We start from the raw sequence: 17,261 nt of genomic DNA on the forward strand, positions 1-17,261 counted from the left end.
CCCACCGGAGCGGTATGCTCCCCAACCTGGACTCTACTAAGTAGCTAGTGGCCCTGAGAAAGGGGGCAGGTCAGCCCGGCAGCACGCCCACCACGTTGCGCGACTGCTTCTGCGCGATCCGGCTCTTCAGATCAACCGCCGCAGTGGCCTTCAGTGGCACCGGCTTGAAACCGCGCTTGCTGGCGTCCTTGTAGGCCTGCGCCAGATCCAGGCCGGCACCGGCGAACAGCGCCTTGGCGGCCTCCGCACTCAGCCAGCCCTGCACCGGGATGCGGGCGTCCGGATCATCCTTGGCGGGCAGGTCGTACTGCGGGCCGGCCCAGGAGTTCTTCACCACATCCCAGCCATAGGAGGCGCCGGCGGTGTCGTGCACAATCAGCGCGGCGGCGGCGCCCTTGCGCGCGGCCTCTTCGAACTTGTAGGTCCAGCGGCCGTAGTAGGTCATGCGCTTGCCGTCGAACAGCTTATCGTCATCGACGTGGAAGCCGGGGTCGTTGACGAACATGACAACCGTCTTTCCCTTCCAGTCCTGGCCGGCGTAGTCGTTCCACTTCTGTTCCGGCGCATCGACGCCGTAGCCGACGAACACCAGGTCGCTGGCATCGACCTTGACCTCGGCCTGGCCGGTACGCGTGCCGACCACCATGTCGGTGCCGAACTTCAGCTCGGTGGTCTTGCCGCCCTGGGTGATCTTCAGCACGGTCGATTCGTCGGCCGTGGTCTCGGTCATCGGCACGTCCTGGAACCAGCTGTCGCCGTTGCCGGGCTGCAGGCCGATGCGCTGCATCTGGTCGCGGATGTAGTTGACCGTCAGCTCTTCGCCCTTGCTGCCCGGGGCGCGGCCTTCGAACTCATCCGAGGCCAGGGTCTTGACCATCTCGGCGAAGTCGCCGGCATTGATGTCCGGCGAGAACTGATGGGTGGCGGGCTTGGCGGCCGCAGTGCCGGTGGCTGGCGCGGCGGCCGGCGTGTCTTCGCCTTTGCAGGCACTGAGCGCGGCCGCGGCGGCCAGGCACAGGAGGAGTTTGCGGGGCATCGTCGATTCCTGGGTAACAAAGGGTGGCCGTACGTTCTGCACGACCGGTTGGGCGAGGATCACCGGACCGAACGGCGCGGTGGCTCAGTCCGCCGGGGCGGTTTCGGTGTCGAACGGGATCGGCTCGGCGCCGGTGACCGGCCCGATGCGGGCGCTGCGGTGCACGTACAGCACCACCTCGCGTTCGAACTGCAGGGGGCCATTGACCACGGCATTCGGGCCGATGATCACGCGCGGCTTGCGGCTGGCAGTCAGCGAGACGCTGAAGTTGGGCTTGCGGACGTGCACACCGCCGTTGACCTGCGAGCCGATTCCCACGGTGATGTCACCGTTGACGGTCTCCACATCCTTGCCGACGCGGCTTTCGACCAGGCCGATGCCACCGTTCACGGTTTCAACGCCGCCTTCGATCTGGCTGCCACGGTCGCTGAAGATGCTGCCGTTGACCGTGCTGACGCTGCCACGCGCAATGACCTCGCGGCCGAGGCGCACACCGCCATTGACCGTCTCGATCTTGCCGGTGCGTGCGCGGTCGGCCACCTTCACTCCGCCATTGACGGTGTCGATGCTGCCGGTCTCGACGCCTTCGCCAACGCGGATGCCGCCGTTGACCGTGTCCAGCTTGCCGTAGCGCTGGCCGGGTTCAGCGCTGATGCTACCGTTGACCTTGCTGATGTTGTCCTGGGCGCCGACCGGGCCGGCGGCGAGCAGGACGCCCAACAGCAGCGGAATGGAAAGAGTTTTCATGGGGACCTCGATGGATGTGCGGCTGGCAGGCCGCGTGCGGAGATGTCACCATTCCCCGGTAGCCCCCGCAACTGCCTGAAGTCACTGGAAAGCCCTTGCGCGACAACGTCTTCCCATCACGCCGACATCACATCGCCGCTGCCCGCGGCGGGCGCTGCCTGCTGTTGGCGCTGGCGATCGCGCTGGCCCTGCCACTGCCCGCCGCGGCGCAGACCACCCGTGAGACCGAGCGCAAGCTGCAGAAGCTGCGTACCGAACTGAAAGGCGTGGCGCAGGAGCGTCGTCAGATCGAAGGCCAGCGCGGCCAGGCGTCACAGCAACTGCGCGAGGCCGACGAGAAGGTGGCCCGCAGCGCACGCGCGCTTGCGCAGACCGAGACCGCACTGCGTGAGCAGAGCCGTGCCCTGGCCGAAGCCGAGCAGCGCCGCAGCAGCCTGCAGAACAACCTGGCCCAGCAGCACCGCGAACTGGCCGGCCTGCTGCGCGCGGCCTATCAGCTGGGCAACCACGCACCGCTGAAGCTGCTGCTGTCGCAGGACACCGTGGCCGATGCCAACCGTGCCCTGGCCTACCACCGCTATCTGCAGCGCGAACGCGCGCAGCGCATCACCACCCTGACCGCCGACCTGAAGGAATTGGAAGCGCTGCAAACGCAGATCGCCGAACGCCAGCAGAAGCTGCAGGGCGCGCAGCGTGACCAGAAACAGCAGGCGGCCACCCTGGCGGCCGATCGCCGTGATCGGGCGCAGACCGTGGCCTCGCTGGACGAACGCTTCAAGGACCAGCGCGAGAAGGAACAGGCGCTGGGCCAGGATGCAAAGGCGCTGGAAACGCTGCTGGCCAACCTGCGTGCCGCGGCGGCCCGTGCCGAAGCCGAGCGTCGTGCCGCCGCGCGCCGCGCCGCTGCCGAGAAAGCCGCCGCCGAGAAGGCCGCACGCCAGGCCAAAGCGGAAGGCCGCCCGCCACCGCCGACCAAGGTGCCGCCCGCGGTGGCCTCGGCACCGGCACCGAAGGTGGGCGGACTGGGCTGGCCGTTGTCGGGCAATCTGCTGGCCCGCTACGGCGGCAAGCTGCCCGACGGGCGCACCAGCAGCGGCGTGCTGATCGGCGCGCCCGCCGGCAGCACCGTCACCGCCGTGGCCGATGGCACGGTGGTGTTCTCCGACTGGATGACCGGCTACGGCATGATCCTGATCGTCGACCACGGCAACGGCTACATGAGCCTGTACGCGCACAACGACACCCTGCTGAAGGATGCCGGCGCACGGGTCAGCCGCGGCGATGCGGTGGCCAAGGTCGGCAATTCCGGCGGCCAGGGCGTGACCGCGCTGTACTTCGAGCTGCGTCGTGGCGGGCAGCCGGTCAATCCGGACAGCTGGCTGCAGCGGCGCTGAATCCGGCGCCGTCGCGTGACGGGCGGATTCAACGGGAATTTAGCTGTGCTTCGCGCATAATCGGCGCATGTGCCTTGGGCACGATGCCACCGTCGACAGGAGTGATCCATGCGCGCAGCCCGTACCGCCACCCTCTTGCTGGCCTTGTTGCCAGCGCTGTCCTGGGCGCAGCAGACCGCGCCCGCCCCGAGCCAGGAAACCAGCGGGCAGGCAGCGAACAGCGAGGAGGCGGTAACCTCGAAGGTTCCGCTGGAGGAAATCCGCCGTTTCGTGGCCGTGTACAACGCGGTGCGTGCCGCCTACGTCGATCCGGTGGACGACAAGAAGCTGATGCAGTCAGCGGTGCGTGGCCTGCTGCTCGATCTCGATCCGCACAGCACCTACTTCAACAAGGAAGACGCGCAGGCCTTCGACGAGCAGGCCAACGGCGCTTACGAGGGTATCGGCGTGGAGCTGCAGCAGCAGCCGGACAACGCCAGCATGAAGGTGATCTCGCCGATCGACGACACGCCGGCAGCCAAGGCCGGCATCCTCGCCGGTGACCTGATCATCGCCATCGACGGCAAGCCGATCAGCGCGATCGACGCCAGCGAGCCGCTGCGCGGCCCGGCCGGCAGCAAGGTGGTGCTGACCATCGTGCGCGAAGGCAAGCCGAAGCCGTTCGACGTCAGCCTCACCCGGCAGACCATCCGCGTGACCAGCGTGCGCAGCCGCCTGCTGGAGCCGGGGTATGGCTACATCCGCCTGAGCACCTTCCAGGCCGATACCGGTTCGGATTTCCAGAAGCATGTGCAGCAGCTGCAGAAGCAGTCCGGCGGCCAGCTCAAGGGCCTGGTGCTGGACCTGCGCAGCAACCCGGGCGGCCTGCTGACCGCCGCGGTGCAGGTGGCCGATGATCTGCTCGACAAGGGCAACATTGTCAGCACCCGTGGCCGCATCAGCATCAGCGACGCACGGTTCGATGCGACCCCCGGCGACCTGCTGAAGGGCGCACCGGTGGTGGTGCTGGCCGATGCCGGTTCGGCCAGTGCCTCGGAAGTGCTGGCCGGCGCGCTGCGCGACAACAAGCGCGCCCGCGTGGTCGGCAGTCGTACCTTCGGCAAGGGTTCGGTGCAGACCGTGCTGCCGCTGGACAACGGAGATTCGGTGAAGCTGACCACCGCGCGCTATTACACGCCCAGTGGCAAGTCGATCCAGGCCACCGGCATCGTGCCGGACGTTGAATTGAAACCTGCCGCCACGCCGGCCGAGGATGCACTGCCGGCCAGCCTCAGCGACTACAGCGAAGCGACACTGCCGGGTCATCTGCGCGGTGACGATGAGGGTACCGAGGGCTACCGCGCCGGTGCCGTGTTGCCGGGTGACGGCCCGATCAACGATGCGCTGGCCGAACTGAAGAACCCGGGTTCGGTGGCTGCACGCCTGAAGGCCGAAGCCGCCAAGGCGGAGGCGGCCAAGGCCGCGAAGGCCGCCGCGGCCAAGCCCGAAGCCAAGCCCGAAGCCAAGCCGGAACCGAAGGCGGACAGCGCGCCGGAAGCCAAGCCCGCACCGGTCCCGGCCAAGCCTTGATTCTGTAGAGTCGAGCCATGCTCGACTGATCTACGAGCGGGTGAGCGTGGAGCCGGCCAGCGGCCGGCACGACCCCGGTAAGTCAGAAGCCGTGGCGCTTGCGCAGCCGGCGCGCGATGGCCGCGCGCACGTACACGCCATACAGCAGGCCGAACACGAAGCCGCCGATGTGCGCCCACCAGGCCACCATGCCGAAGCTGGGGCCGATATGCGCGAACACCACCTGCAGTGCGGCCCACACGCCGATCAGCAGGTAGGCCGGGGCGCGCACGAACTCCAGGAACAGGCCGAGCGGGATCACCACGCCCAGCCGGGCGCCGGGGAACAGGGCCAGGTAGGCGCCGATCAGCGCCGAAACCGCTCCGCTGGCGCCGATGATGATCTGGTCCGGGCTGCCCATGGTGTAGATCGCCACAAGGTTGGACACCGCGCCGCCGACCAGGAACAGCAGCAGCAACCGCCACGGCCCCAGCACGCGCTCGGCGGGCAGGCCGAAGATCAGCAGGAACACCAGGTTGCCCAACAGGTGTGACCAGTCCGCGTGCAGGAACAGGGCAGTGAAAAGGCGCAGCACGCTGCCATCCTGCAGAGTCGCCCACCAGTCCAGCGGGTGGGTCAGGCCGGTGGACAGCGCGCCCCAGTCCAGCCAGAGGCTGCCGCGGGCATCGTCCGGGCGCGAGATCGACCACAGGAACGCGAGCCACAATGCCGCAAACAGCACGGGCGTGGCCCAGCGCAGGGCCGCCTTCTTGCGCGACGGGAGGGAGACGAACATGGCATTAGCCTAGCGTGCGGGCGCTTGTGGCGGGGATGGTCCTGTTCAGCTTTTGAGACGAAAAAACCGCCGGCGCTGTTATTGTTTCATTAACAGCTCTGGGTAATACTCGCATACGGCGTCGTATGTCGGGAGGGGAATCCGGCGCGCTCCGAAGGGCCCCAGGGCCTGCCGGGCGCAGGCGCACTCAGAGCACCATCACCGCTTACCGGAGAGAGAACTACGATGCAAACCGCTTCCACCATTGCCCGTTTGACCCTGCTGGCCGTCGGCGTTGCCGGTGCGCTGGCCGCCGCCGATGCCAACGCCGCCGCCTTCCAGCTGAAGGAAAACAGTGCCAAGGGCCTCGGCCGTGCGTTCGCCGGCTCCACCGCTGCCGAAGGTGACGCCTCGGTCATCGCCACCAACCCGGCTTCCATGCGCCTGCTCGATGGCACCATGCTGCAGGGCGACGTCAGCGCCATCAGCTTCGGCGCCAAGTTCCGCGGCCAGGGCAAGTATGGCAACGGCGCTCCGATTTCCGGCGGCAACGGCGGCGACGCCGGCATGATCGCCCCGGTTCCGGCCGCCTACTTCCACCTGCCGTTCGGCGAGAAGGAGAACATGCACTTCGGCGCTTCGCTGACCGTGCCGTTCGGCTTCAAGACCGAATACGACCGCGACTGGGTTGGCCGCTACAACGGCGTCAAGACCGAGCTGCAGGCAATCGACCTGGGCGTCGCGTTCTCCTATGACGTCAACCCGTACCTGTCGTTCGGTGCTTCGGTGTTCGCCGAACGCCTGAACGTCGACCTGACCAGCGCCGTCGACACCGGCACCGCGATCAATGCCAGCGCCCAGCAGAAGGCTGCCGCTGCCGTTCTGGCCGCTGGTGGCACCCCGGCCCAGGCCGCTGCCGCTTCGCGCCAGGCCGCCGTGGCCATGGCCCAGCAGGGCTTCGCCCCGGGTACCGCCGATGGCTACCTGCGCATCAAGGGTGACGAAGTGTCCATGGGTTACACCCTGGGCGTGACCGTCAGCCCGGTGGAAGGCACCAACATCGCCTTCAGCTACCGCTCCGAGGTCGAGCACAAGATCACCGACGGCAAGGCTGACTTCACCATCCCGCAGAACGCGGCTGCCTTCCTGGCGTCCGCAGGCCCGGGCACCTTCATCGACAGCAACGGTCGCGCCACCATCACGCTGCCGGCCAGCGCCACGATGAGCATCTCGCACCGCGTGAACGACCAGTGGAAGATCATGGCCGACGTCTCGCGCACCGCGTGGAGCAAGTTCGACCAGGTCACCGTCGACTATGACTCCAACCAGCCGGACAGCGTGCTGCCGTTCCACTACCGCGACACCACCTTCGCGTCGATCGGTACCGAGTACCGCATGAACGAGAAGCTGACCCTGCGCGGCGGTCTCGCCTATGACCAGACCCCGACCACCGACGCCCATCGTGACGTGCGCGTGCCGGACACCACCCGCAAGTGGCTGTCGCTGGGTCTGACCTACGCGGCTTCGGACAAGATGGAATACAGCGTGGGCTACACCCACCTGTTCACCAAGGATCCGAACATCACCTCGACCTCGGCCACGGCCAACACCGTGACCGGCAAGTACAAGGTCAGCGGCGACGTGCTGGCAGCTTCGATGCAGTACAAGTTCTGATCCAGGCGATCGCCTGAAGCAGGACATGGAGGGCCCCGCGCAAGCGGGGCCTTTCCTTTTTCATGGCGTGCCCTCCCTGCAGGGCGCGGATCCATGACAATAGGGCGATGAACCTGTCCGACCCGAACTTCCAGCTGGAGCTGGCTGCCAACATCGCCGTCGCCGGCTCGATCCTGCTGGCCGGCCGCAACAACGTGCACACCTGGTGGCTGGGCATCGTCGGCTGTGCACTGTTCGCAGCGGTGTTCGAACGCTCGCATCTGTACGCGGACATGGTGCTGCAGTTCTTCTTCATCGCCATCAGCGTGCTGGGCTGGTGGCAGTGGCTGCGTGGCGACCATGGTTCGCCGCTGCCGATCACCGCGCTGCGCCCGCGTGCGTGGGCCTGGCTGGCGCCGTTGGCGGTGGTGGCCACCTTCGGTTATGGCTGGATGTTGACCCGCCTGACCAACGCCTACGCGCCGTACATCGATTCGGCGGTGCTGGTGCTGAGCGTGATCGCGCAGATCCTGATGATGCGGCGCAAGCTGGAATCGTGGTGGGTGTGGCTGCTGGTGAACACCGTGGCGGTGCCGCTGTACTACAGCCGTGGCCTGCACCTGACCTCGATCCTGTATGTCGGCTTCTGGATCAACGCGCTGGTGGCGCTGCGCCATTGGCGCAACCTGATGCGCGACGAGGCACGTTGAGCAAAGAAAAACCCCGCTTTCGCGGGGTCTTTCGTTTTACTGCATCAACCGGGCGATCAGTCGCCCAGGGTCAGCAGCGAGGCGTTGCCGCCCGCGGCGGTGGTGTTCACCGTCACCGTCTTCTCGGTGGCGAAGCGCAGCAGGTAGTGCGGGCCACCGGCCTTCGGGCCGGTGCCGGACAGGCCCTGGCCGCCGAACGGCTGCACGCCGACCACCGCACCGATCTGGTTGCGGTTGACGTAGACGTTGCCGACGTGGACACCGTTGCTGATGCGATCAACGGTTTCGTCGATGCGCGAATGCACGCCCAGGGTCAGGCCGTAGCCGGTGGCGTTGATCTGGTCGATCACCGCGTCGAGCTGGTCGCCCTTCCAGCGGATCACGTGCAGCACCGGCCCGAAGATTTCCTTGTGCAGCTGGCCCAGGTCCCTCAGCTCATACGCGCGCGGTGCGAAGAAGGTGCCGTTGGCGGCTTCTGCGGACAGCTCGGCGGCGGCGATCAGGCGTGCTTCGCGGTCCATGCGCACGGCGTGGTCCTGCAGGATCTTCAGTGCATCGGCGTCGATCACCGGGCCGACGTCGGTGGACAGCAGGCCCGGGTTGCCGACCTTCAGTTCCTTCATCGCACCAGCCAGCATGGTCATCACCTTGTCGGCGATGTCGTCCTGCACGAACAGCACGCGCGCGGCCGAGCAACGCTGGCCGGCGGAGGTGAAGGCCGAACCGATGGCGTCCTTGACCAGCTGTTCCGGCAGCGCCGAGGAGTCGGCGATGAAGGCGTTCTGGCCACCGGTCTCGGCAATCAGCACGCCGATGGCGGCGTCGCGGGCGGCCATCGCGCGGTTGATCGCACGGGCGGTGTCGGTGGAACCAGTGAAGGCCACGCCGGCCACGCGCGGGTCGGCGGTCAGCGCGGCACCGACGGTGGCGCCGTCGCCCGGCAGGAACTGCACCACCTCGGCCGGCACGCCGGCGTCGTGCAGCAGCTTCACCGCGTAGTAGCCGATCAGGTTGGTCTGTTCGGCCGGCTTGGCGATGACGCTGTTGCCGGCGGCCAGTGCGGCGGCCACCTGGCCCAGGAAGATCGCCAGCGGGAAGTTCCACGGGCTGATGCAGACGAACACGCCGCGGCCGTGCAGCTGCAGTTCGTTGGATTCACCAGTCGGGCTCGGCAGCTTCTCGGCGTGGCTGAACTGCTCGCGCGCCTGCTTGGCGTAGTAGCGCAGGAAGTCCACCGCTTCGCGCACTTCGGCGATGCTGTCGGGCAGGCTCTTGCCGGCTTCCTTCACGCACAGCGCCATGAACTCCGGCATGCGTGCTTCCAGCTGGTCGGCGGCGTGCTCGAGGATGGCGGCGCGGCTGGCGGCCGGGGTGCGGTTCCAGGCTGGCTGCGCGGCCACGGCATTGGCGAGGGCCTTCTGCACGGTGTCGGCATCGGCGGCCAGCCACTGGCCGACCACTTCACGGGTGTCGGCCGGGTTGGTCACTGGCAGCGCGGCGCCGGCCGGGTTCGCACCCGGCACCAGCGGGGCGGCCTGCCAGGGCTTCACGGCGGCGTTGATCTGCTCGGCCAGGGCGCGCAGTTCGTTGTCGTTGGCGAGGTTGGCGCCCATGGAGTTCTTCCTGTCGTGGTTCTGGCTGCGCAGCAGGTCAACCGGCAGCGGGATCTTCGGGTGGGGGATCGAGGCGAACGAGGCGACCATCTCGACCGGATCGCGGATCAGGTCGGCGATCGGCACGCGTTCGTCGGTGATGCGGTTGACGAAGCTGGAGTTGGCGCCGTTTTCCAGCAGGCGGCGCACCAGGTACGGCAGCAGGTCTTCATGCGAACCGACCGGCGCATACACGCGGCAGGGCAGGCCGAGGCGGTCGGCCGGCACCACTTCGGCGTACAGGTCGTCGCCCATGCCGTGCAGCTTCTGGTGCTCGTACACGCCACCGTTGGCGATGCTGCGCACCGCGGCGATGGTGTGCGCGTTGTGCGTGGCGAACATCGGGTAGATCGCGTCGGCATGGGTGAACAGGCGCTTGGCGCAGGCCAGGTAGGACACGTCGGTGTTCTGCTTGCGGGTGAACACCGGGTAGCCCGGGTAGCCTTCGATCTGCGCGCGCTTGATCTCGGCATCCCAGTAGGCGCCCTTGACCAGGCGCACCTGCAGGCGACGACCGGCGCGGCGCGCCATGTCGGCCAGGTGGTCGATCGTGTACGGCGTGCGCTTCTGGTAGGCCTGCACGACCACGCCGAAGCCATCCCAGCCCGCCAGCGAGGCATCGCCGAACACCTGTTCGATGATGTCCAGCGACAGTTCCAGGCGGTCGGATTCTTCGGCGTCGACGGTGCAGCCGATGCCGTAGCTCTTGGCCAGCTGCGCCAGTTCCAGCACGCCCGGCACCAGGTCCTTCAGCACGCGCTCGCGCTTGGCGTGCTCGTAGCGCGGGTACAGCGCCGACAGCTTGATCGAGATGCCCGGGGCGTTGTTGACGTCGCCGTCCGGACGGCCGCCGCGTGCCTTGTGATCGCCGCCGATGGCGTGGATCGCACGACGGTAGTCTTCCAGGTAGCGCAGCGCGTCCTTCATGGTCAGCGCACCTTCGCCCAGCATGTCGAACGAGTAGCGGTAGTCTGCGTTGTCACCCTTGTGCGAGCGCGACAGCGCTTCGCTGATCGTGCGGCCCATGACGAACTGGTGGCCCATGATCTTCATCGCCTGGCGCACGGCCAGGCGCACCACCGGCTCACCGACGCGGCCGACCAGGCGCTTGAACGCGCTGGGCGCATCGGCGCGGGTGGCGTCGTTCATCTGCACCAGCTTGCCGGTCAGCATCAGGCCCCAGGTGGAGGCGTTGACCAGCACCGAGTCGCTGCCGCCCAGGTGCTTTTCCCAGTCGGCGTCGGCCAGCTTGTCGCGGATCAGCTTGTCGGCGGTGTCCTGGTCCGGAATGCGCAGCAGCGCCTCGGCCACGCACATCAGCAGCACGCCTTCCTCGCTGCCCAGGTCGTACTGGCGCATGAAGGCTTCGATCGCGCCCTGGTCCTTGGCGCGCACGCGCACCCGGCCGACCAGGTCGGCGGCCAGCGCCTGCACCCTGGCCTGCTCCTCGGCGGGCAGGCGCGCCTGCGCCAGAAGATCGCGCACGTGGCTGGCCTCGTCCTTCAACCAGGCATCGGTGATGGCCTGGCGGAACGGGTTGGGGGACGCCGGCAGTTCCGGCGACAGCAGCGCGCCGGGACGCGGGGCGTCGCTGGCGGCAGGGGAGGAGGAGGGTGCGTTCATGCCGGTCCGGCCAGTGGAAAACTTGGCGATTTTAATCATTTTTCCGGGTTCCGGAAGTGCCCCGCAGCCACCTTCGTGAAGTGCTGATAGCCTCTGGCTGCGGTGGATTCAGCGTGTTCAGCAGGCTCGACAATATTTGTGCTGAATTCGTCATTCGTGCCGCCGACCTCATGCTGTGTTGCAGCATGGGGAAAAGTGTGAATGCACCCTTGCTACGGGCGAGAGGGCGGGGCTACCATCGAGTCGTTTCCCGCGGCAGGAACGCGGTTGCGACATGATCGAGGTGCTTCCAGCTCCGGATGGGTCAGGTACGCAGCTGCGGCTGCGTCCCCCACGGGCGCTCGATGCCCGGCAGTTCGTCCTGTTGTTCACCGTGTTGTCGGGTGCGATGTGGCTGGTGTCCGCCCTCGGGTGGTTGGCCGGCAATGCATTCGCCCCCCTGTTCGCGCTGCTGTACAGCCTGGTGCTGGCGGCGGCGCTGCGTGCCTTGTGGCGCAGCGGAGAACGGCAGGAGGAGATCCGGGTAGTGCCGGCGTACGTGGAGGTCATCCCCGTACCCGGTGGATCGCCGGTGTTCCGGGCCCACCCCCACTGGGTGCGCCTGCTCACCGACGATGAGAGGGTCCGGCTGGCATCCAGCGGCCGGCAGGTGGAGGTGGGGAGTTTCCTCGCGCCGGCCGAACGTCAGACGCTTGCAGAGACACTTGAAAGCTTGCTCGCCGCCAGCGATGGCGGCAACCGACGACGCTAAGGGTCTAGGCAATGAAGCAAAGCAGCAGGTGGGGCACGAAGTGCGTTGCAGCGGTCGCCGCCACGGTGGCCGGGGGACTGGTTCCGGCATTGGCATGGGCCCAGGCGGCCGATCCCAAGCCGTGGCAGCTGAACATGGGCAAGGGGGTGACCCAGACCTCGCGCCTGGCCTGGGAATCGAACAACCTCTCGTTGATCATCTGCACGGTGATCGGCGTCATCGTGTTCGGGGCGATGGCCTACGCCATCTTCAAGTTCCGCAAATCCAAGGGCGCGGTGGCCGCCACCTTCAGCCACAACACCAAGGCCGAGGTGATCTGGACGGTGATCCCGGTGATCATCCTGATCGTGATGGCATGGCCGGCCACGGCCAACCTGATCAAGATGTACGACACCCGCGATGCCGAGATGACGGTGAAGGTCACCGGCTACCAGTGGATGTGGAAGTACGAATACCTCGGCGAGAATGTCACCTTCACCAGCCGCCTGGACCGCGAGTCCGACCGCGTGCGGCAGAGCGGCATCGTGCCGACCCGCGAGAGCCATCCGCATTACCTGCTGGACGTGGACAACCGGCTGGTGCTGCCGGTGGATACCAAGGTGCGCTTCGTCATCACCTCCGACGACGTGATCCATGCCTGGTGGGTGCCGGCGCTGGGCTGGAAGCAGGACGCCATCCCCGGCTTCATCAATGAAGCGTGGACCAGCATCGAGCAGCCCGGCGTGTACCGCGGCCAGTGCGCCGAGCTGTGCGGCAAGGACCATGGCTTCATGCCGATCGTGGTCGAGGCGGTGTCCAAGGAGGAATTCAAGCAGTGGCTGGCGCAGCGCAAGCCGGCGCCGCCGCCCGCGCCTGCGCCTGCGACGCCTGCGGCACCGGCAGAACCCGCGGCGCCGGCCGGTGAGGCGCCTGCCGCCCCCGCTGCGGCGGACGCCACCAGCGCACCTGCCACCGCAGCCAGCGGCGCGTGATGTAAAGCCCGTGGCCGCCTGCGGCTGCGGTGACAACCGATTCTGAGAGGTGTTTTGCAATGGCGCACTCGGCAGTTGGGCACGACGATCACCATCACCAGCAGAGTTTCTTCGAGCGTTGGTTCTTCTCGACCAACCACAAGGACATCGGCACGCTGTACCTGGGTTTCAGCTTCATCATGTTCATCATCGGTGCGGCGATGAGCGTGGTGATCCGCGCCGAGCTGGCGCAGCCGGGCCTGCAGTTCGTCAAGCCCGAGTTCTTCAACCAGATGACCACCGTGCATGCGCTGGTGATGATCTTCGGTGGCGTGATGCCGGCCTTCGTCGGCCTGGCCAACTGGATGATCCCGCTGCAGATCGGCGCGCCGGACATGGCGCTGCCGCGCATGAACAACTGGTCGTTCTGGCTGCTGCCGGTGGCCTTCAGCCTGCTGCTGCTGACCCTGTTCCTGCCCGGTGGTGCGCCGGCCGGTGGCTGGACGCTGTACCCGCCGCTGTCGCTGCAGGGTGGCTACAACGTGGCCTTCAGCGTGTTCGCGATCCACGTGGCCGGCATCAGTTCGATCATGGGCGCGATCAACATCATCGCCACCGTGCTGAACATGCGCGCGCCGGGCATCGACCTGCTGAAGATGCCGATCTTCTGCTGGGCCTGGCTGATCACCGCGTTCCTGCTGATCGCGGTGATGCCGGTGCTGGCCGGCGCGGTGACCATGCTGCTGACCGACAAGTTCTTCGGTACCAGCTTCTTCAACGCCGCCGGTGGCGGTGACCCGGTGATGTACCAGCACATCTTCTGGTTCTTCGGGCACCCCGAGGTCTACATCATGATCCTGCCCGCCTTCGGCGTGGTCAGCGAGATCATCCCGACCTTCAGCCGCAAGCCGCTGTTCGGCTACCAGGCGATGGTGTACGCCACCGCCGCGATCGCGTTCCTGTCGTTCATCGTCTGGGCCCACCACATGTTCACGGTGGGCATGCCGCTGGGCGGCGAGATCTACTTCATGTTCGCCACCATGCTGATCTCGATCCCGACCGGCGTGAAGGTGTTCAACTGGGTCAGCACCATGTGGCGTGGCTCGCTGACGTTCGAGGCGCCGATGCTGTGGTCGGTGGCCTTCGTCATCCTGTTCACCATCGGTGGCTTCTCCGGCCTGATGCTGGCGATCGTGGCGGCGGACTTCCAATACCACGACACCTACTTCGTGGTGGCGCACTTCCACTACGTGCTGGTAACCGGCGCGGTGTTCGCGCTGATCGCCGCGGTGTACTACTGGTGGCCGAAGTGGACCGGGCGCATGTACAGCGAGAAGTGGGCCAAGGTGCACTTCTGGTGGTCGATCGTGTTCGTCAACCTGCTGTTCTTCCCGCAGCACTTCCTCGGCCTGGCCGGCATGCCGCGCCGCATTCCCGACTACAGCGTGGCCTTTGCCGACTGGAACCTGATCAGCTCGATCGGTGCGTTCGGCATGTTCGTCACCCCGTTCATGATGGCGGCGATCCTGCTGTCCTCGCTGCGCAACGGTGAAAAGGCCGAGGCACGCAGCTGGGAAGGCGCGCGCGGCCTGGAATGGACGCTGCCGTCGCCGGCACCGGCGCACACCTTCACCACACCGCCGACCATCCGCCCGGGCGACCTGGCGCATGACGACATCACGCATTGAGGTGGGGCATGCATAACGAGAGCCCGCTTCCGATCGGTAGGGTCGACGGTCAGTCGACTCGCGAAGAGCAGCCGACCAGCGGTCGGCTCCACCACGGCGAGAGCAACGGCATCGAACAGCAGCGCCAGCGTGCCAAGCGTACCGCTGCCTGGGTCGGCGCCATCGCCGTGCTGGTCTACGTCGGTTTCATCCTCAGCGGGGTGATCGGCCGATGAGCGAGACGCCCGCCAGCACCCCGTCACGCAGCGCCGGGTTGCCGCGCCTGATCGGCGTGGCGGTAGCGGTGTTCCTGCTGACGTTCTCGCTGGTGCCGCTGTATCGCATCGCCTGCGAGAAGGTGTTCGGCGTGCGCCTGGAGCGCGGCCCCGGCAGCGAGGCCAGCACGGGCGCGGTGGCCGGCAAGCGTACCGTGCGCGTCGAGTTCGATGGCGGCGTCAATTCGCGCCTGCCATGGTCGTTCCATCCCGAGCAGCTGACCATGGACGTGGTGCCGGGCGAGCTCAACGAAGCGCTGTACTTTGCCCGCAACGACAGCACGCAGGCCGTGGTGGGAAGTGCCGTGCCTTCGGTGGCACCGGCACGCGCGTCGGGCTTCTTCAGCAAGACCGAGTGCTTCTGTTTCACCGCGCAGACGCTGCAGGCCGGCGAGAAGCGCGACATGCCGGTGCGCTTCATCGTCGATCCGGACCTGCCGCCGGAAATCAGGACGATCACCTTGTCCTATACCTTCTACCGCAACGACGCGTTGTCCGATCGGCTGGCCCCGGCCGCCACCTCGGAAGGCGCGCACGCCGCACCCTGACCCGGATACCGACATGGCCCAGACACCGACCGACGCCAACGTGTACTTTGTCCCGGCCCAAAGCAAATGGCCGTTCGTGGGCTCCATCGCGATGATGGTGACCATGGTCGGCGTGGCCAGCTGGCTCAACGATGCGAGCTGGGGCCGCTGGACGTTCTACATCGGCATCGCGATGCTGGTGCTGACCCTGTTCTGGTGGTTCAGCGACGTGGTGCGCGAATCGCAGGCCGGCAACTACAACCGCCAGGTCGACGGCTCGTTCCGGATGGGCATGGTCTGGTTCATCTTCTCCGAAGTGATGTTCTTCGGCGCCTTCTTCGGCGCGCTGTTCTACACCCGCAATCTCGGCCTGTCGTGGCTGAGCGGCGAAGGCCGCGGGGTGATGACCAACGAGCTGCTCTGGCAGGGCTATTCCGCTGGATGGCCGACCAATGGTCCTGCGGCGATCGGTGGTGCGTTCCAGACCATCCCGGCCTGGGGCCTGCCGCTGATCAATACGCTGATCCTGCTCACCTCCGGCGTAACCCTGACCATCGCCCACCATGCACTGAAGGCCGGCAACCGCCGCCAGCTGCTGATCTGGCTGGGCCTGACCGTGGTGCTCGGCCTCGGCTTCCTGACCCTGCAGGCAGAGGAATACATCCACGCCTACAAGGAACTGAACCTGACGCTGGGCTCGGGCATCTACGGTTCGACGTTCTTCATGCTGACCGGCTTCCACGGCGCGCACGTGCTGCTGGGCACGATCATGCTGATCGTGATGTGGCTGCGTTCGGCAAAGGGCCACTTCACCCGCGACAACCATTTCGGTTTCGAAGCCGCCGCGTGGTACTGGCACTTCGTCGACGTGGTGTGGCTGATGCTGTTCCTGTTCGTCTACGTGCTTTGACCGCGCGCGGATCGGTGGGGTCAGCCACCGATGCCGTGCGGTTTGATCCAGCCCATGTAGATGCTCACGATCACCAGTACGATCAAGGCCACAGACACCGCGATGCGGCGGGTCAGTGCGTTGACCGTGCGCTTGGTCTGGCCGCGGTCGACCAGCAGGTAATACAGGCCGGCGCCCAGATTCCAGACGATGACGATCAGAAACGCGATTACCAGCAGGGTCTTCAGCGAATCACTCATGCGCGGCTCGTGGGCAGGGTGGATGCGCCTATCTGACCGCGTTTGCGCGGACTTGTCATGATGCGCCAGCACACGCGCGTGATCGGATGGCTGCTGGCGGTGCTGGCGATGGCCGGTTTCAGCGCATTGGGGCTGTGGCAGCTGCAGCGCATGCATGCCAAACAGGCAATGTTGGATGCGCAGGGTCCAGCAGTGGCGCAGGCATTGCCGCTGGCGCAGGCACTCGCGGCACCCGGTGCGCTGCACGGCGTGGCCGACCACGGCCGCTTCCTGCCTGGCGTGGTGCTGCTGGACAACCAGACCCGGCATGGCCGCGCCGGAGTGAAGATCTATCGCCCGTTCCGCAGTGACGACGGCAGTGTGCTGCTGGTGGATCTCGGTTGGCGCGCGTTGCCACCGGATCGCACCTTGCCGGATCTGCCGGCGCCGCCTTCGCCGGTAGCCGTGCGTGGCTTGCTGGCGCCGCCGCCGTCGGCGGGGTTGGCGCTGGGGCCGGCGTTCTCCGCGACCGGTGAGGCCGGGCGCTGGCTGGCCAGCCGGCTGCCCGCCGAAGGCCTGGCCCGCGCGCTGGGGCTGCAGGCGCTACCCGACCGCGTGCTGCGCCTAGACCCGGCGCTGCCATTCGGCGATGAGCGCGACCTGGACCTGCTGCCGAACACGCTGCCGCCGCAGCGCCACCTGGGCTACGCGGTGCAGTGGTTCGGGCTGGCCCTGACCGTGCTGGTGGTGGCGCTGGTGCTGGAGCGGCGCAGGAGACGCGCCGTGGCCCGGTAGTGCCGGCCGCTGGCCGGCGTCCCCCGGAAT

15 protein-coding genes and 1 pseudogene are annotated in these 17,261 nt (G+C 67.1%); 11 read left to right on the forward strand and 5 right to left on the reverse strand.

The window, feature by feature from the left end; genetic code table 11:
• Positions 1-73: 73 nt before the first annotated feature.
• Both O0J73_RS15500 and O0J73_RS15505 read right to left on the reverse strand, forming a co-directional pair.
• Positions 74-1,036: pseudogene (locus tag O0J73_RS15500) on the reverse strand (aminopeptidase); the annotation flags it as partial.
• 84 nt (positions 1,037-1,120) lie between these two features.
• Entirely contained in the window at positions 1,121-1,783 is a 663-nt protein-coding gene (locus O0J73_RS15505) for a hypothetical protein (RefSeq protein WP_004153877.1), read from the reverse strand.
• 95 nt (positions 1,784-1,878) lie between these two features.
• Here O0J73_RS15505 and O0J73_RS15510 point away from each other — a divergent pair, with 95 nt between their 5' ends.
• Complete coding sequence (locus tag O0J73_RS15510) at positions 1,879-3,177, forward strand: peptidoglycan DD-metalloendopeptidase family protein (protein ID WP_049455972.1); 1,299 nt, start codon at positions 1,879-1,881, stop codon at positions 3,175-3,177.
• Between the two features lie 108 nt (positions 3,178-3,285).
• Positions 3,286-4,746 carry a S41 family peptidase gene (locus O0J73_RS15515; RefSeq protein ID WP_308309092.1) on the forward strand — a complete coding sequence of 487 codons (1,461 nt, stop codon included), beginning with the start codon at positions 3,286-3,288 and terminating at the stop codon, positions 4,744-4,746.
• An 82-nt stretch (positions 4,747-4,828) separates the two neighbouring features.
• Here O0J73_RS15515 and O0J73_RS15520 read toward each other — a convergent pair whose 3' ends face one another.
• Positions 4,829-5,521, reverse strand: coding sequence for a rhomboid family intramembrane serine protease (locus O0J73_RS15520; protein ID WP_004153881.1), 693 nt, complete (start codon positions 5,519-5,521; stop codon positions 4,829-4,831).
• Between the two features lie 225 nt (positions 5,522-5,746).
• Here O0J73_RS15520 and O0J73_RS15525 point away from each other — a divergent pair, with 225 nt between their 5' ends.
• Both O0J73_RS15525 and pnuC read left to right on the forward strand, forming a co-directional pair.
• Entirely contained in the window at positions 5,747-7,174 is a 1,428-nt protein-coding gene (locus tag O0J73_RS15525) for an outer membrane protein transport protein (RefSeq protein ID WP_004153882.1), read from the forward strand.
• Positions 7,175-7,281: 107 nt separating this feature from the next.
• Complete coding sequence (gene pnuC / locus O0J73_RS15530; protein ID WP_308309094.1) at positions 7,282-7,863, forward strand: nicotinamide riboside transporter PnuC; 582 nt, start codon at positions 7,282-7,284, stop codon at positions 7,861-7,863.
• A gap of 56 nt (positions 7,864-7,919) precedes the next feature.
• Here the strand turns inward: pnuC and putA are convergent, their stop codons facing one another.
• The gene (gene putA, locus O0J73_RS15535; protein WP_308309095.1) at positions 7,920-11,138 is read right to left on the reverse strand and encodes a bifunctional proline dehydrogenase/L-glutamate gamma-semialdehyde dehydrogenase PutA; all 3,219 of its coding nucleotides are present in this window, start codon (positions 11,136-11,138) and stop codon (positions 7,920-7,922) included.
• 274 nt (positions 11,139-11,412) lie between these two features.
• On the opposite strand from putA, the gene O0J73_RS15540 reads away from it, so the two are divergent.
• From O0J73_RS15540 to O0J73_RS15565, 6 genes are read left to right on the forward strand one after another with little or no spacing between them, the layout of a single operon-like run.
• Positions 11,413-11,889, forward strand: coding sequence for a DUF2244 domain-containing protein (locus tag O0J73_RS15540; protein WP_004153894.1), 477 nt, complete (start codon positions 11,413-11,415; stop codon positions 11,887-11,889).
• A gap of 11 nt (positions 11,890-11,900) precedes the next feature.
• Positions 11,901-12,860, forward strand: a complete 960-nt coding sequence (gene coxB, locus O0J73_RS15545; protein ID WP_197564860.1) for a cytochrome c oxidase subunit II — start codon at positions 11,901-11,903, stop codon at positions 12,858-12,860.
• A gap of 59 nt (positions 12,861-12,919) precedes the next feature.
• A complete protein-coding gene (gene ctaD, locus O0J73_RS15550; RefSeq protein ID WP_004153896.1) occupies positions 12,920-14,527 on the forward strand; it encodes a cytochrome c oxidase subunit I in 1,608 nt (535 codons plus the stop codon).
• 8 nt (positions 14,528-14,535) lie between these two features.
• On the forward strand, positions 14,536-14,742 hold the full coding sequence (locus O0J73_RS15555) for a hypothetical protein (RefSeq protein ID WP_004153897.1): 207 nt from the start codon (positions 14,536-14,538) through the stop codon (positions 14,740-14,742).
• Positions 14,739-15,329, forward strand: a complete 591-nt coding sequence (locus tag O0J73_RS15560; protein ID WP_197564862.1) for a cytochrome c oxidase assembly protein — start codon at positions 14,739-14,741, stop codon at positions 15,327-15,329. The genes O0J73_RS15555 and O0J73_RS15560 overlap by 4 nt, the downstream gene beginning before the upstream one ends.
• A gap of 13 nt (positions 15,330-15,342) precedes the next feature.
• Positions 15,343-16,218, forward strand: a complete 876-nt coding sequence (locus O0J73_RS15565; RefSeq protein WP_049457763.1) for a cytochrome c oxidase subunit 3 — start codon at positions 15,343-15,345, stop codon at positions 16,216-16,218.
• A gap of 20 nt (positions 16,219-16,238) precedes the next feature.
• Here O0J73_RS15565 and O0J73_RS15570 read toward each other — a convergent pair whose 3' ends face one another.
• The gene (locus O0J73_RS15570) at positions 16,239-16,457 is read right to left on the reverse strand and encodes a twin transmembrane helix small protein (protein ID WP_008264755.1); all 219 of its coding nucleotides are present in this window, start codon (positions 16,455-16,457) and stop codon (positions 16,239-16,241) included.
• A 57-nt stretch (positions 16,458-16,514) separates the two neighbouring features.
• On the opposite strand from O0J73_RS15570, the gene O0J73_RS15575 reads away from it, so the two are divergent.
• Positions 16,515-17,231 (forward strand): SURF1 family protein, encoded by a 717-nt coding sequence (locus O0J73_RS15575; RefSeq protein ID WP_308309097.1) that lies wholly within the window; start codon positions 16,515-16,517, stop codon positions 17,229-17,231.
• Positions 17,232-17,261 lie beyond the last annotated feature (30 nt).

The organism is Stenotrophomonas sp. Sm6012 (assembly GCF_030985895.1).
Taxonomy (GTDB): domain Bacteria; phylum Pseudomonadota; class Gammaproteobacteria; order Xanthomonadales; family Xanthomonadaceae; genus Stenotrophomonas; species Stenotrophomonas forensis.

What these genes read in the sequence shown, in the direction of transcription:
- O0J73_RS15505 (WP_004153877.1), bottom strand. Translation starts at nt 1,783, where the DNA reads ATGAAAACTCTTTCCATTCCGCTGCTGTTGGGCGTCCTGCTCGCCGCC.
- O0J73_RS15515 (WP_308309092.1), top strand. Translation starts at nt 3,286, where the DNA reads ATGCGCGCAGCCCGTACCGCCACCCTCTTGCTGGCCTTGTTGCCAGCG.
- O0J73_RS15520 (WP_004153881.1), bottom strand. Translation starts at nt 5,521, where the DNA reads ATGTTCGTCTCCCTCCCGTCGCGCAAGAAGGCGGCCCTGCGCTGGGCC.
- O0J73_RS15525 (WP_004153882.1), top strand. Translation starts at nt 5,747, where the DNA reads ATGCAAACCGCTTCCACCATTGCCCGTTTGACCCTGCTGGCCGTCGGC.
- pnuC (WP_308309094.1), top strand. Translation starts at nt 7,282, where the DNA reads ATGAACCTGTCCGACCCGAACTTCCAGCTGGAGCTGGCTGCCAACATC.
- putA (WP_308309095.1), bottom strand. Translation starts at nt 11,138, where the DNA reads ATGAACGCACCCTCCTCCTCCCCTGCCGCCAGCGACGCCCCGCGTCCC.
- O0J73_RS15540 (WP_004153894.1), top strand. Translation starts at nt 11,413, where the DNA reads ATGATCGAGGTGCTTCCAGCTCCGGATGGGTCAGGTACGCAGCTGCGG.
- coxB (WP_197564860.1), top strand. Translation starts at nt 11,901, where the DNA reads ATGAAGCAAAGCAGCAGGTGGGGCACGAAGTGCGTTGCAGCGGTCGCC.
- ctaD (WP_004153896.1), top strand. Translation starts at nt 12,920, where the DNA reads ATGGCGCACTCGGCAGTTGGGCACGACGATCACCATCACCAGCAGAGT.
- O0J73_RS15555 (WP_004153897.1), top strand. Translation starts at nt 14,536, where the DNA reads ATGCATAACGAGAGCCCGCTTCCGATCGGTAGGGTCGACGGTCAGTCG.
- O0J73_RS15560 (WP_197564862.1), top strand. Translation starts at nt 14,739, where the DNA reads ATGAGCGAGACGCCCGCCAGCACCCCGTCACGCAGCGCCGGGTTGCCG.
- O0J73_RS15565 (WP_049457763.1), top strand. Translation starts at nt 15,343, where the DNA reads ATGGCCCAGACACCGACCGACGCCAACGTGTACTTTGTCCCGGCCCAA.
- O0J73_RS15570 (WP_008264755.1), bottom strand. Translation starts at nt 16,457, where the DNA reads ATGAGTGATTCGCTGAAGACCCTGCTGGTAATCGCGTTTCTGATCGTC.
- O0J73_RS15575 (WP_308309097.1), top strand. Translation starts at nt 16,515, where the DNA reads ATGATGCGCCAGCACACGCGCGTGATCGGATGGCTGCTGGCGGTGCTG.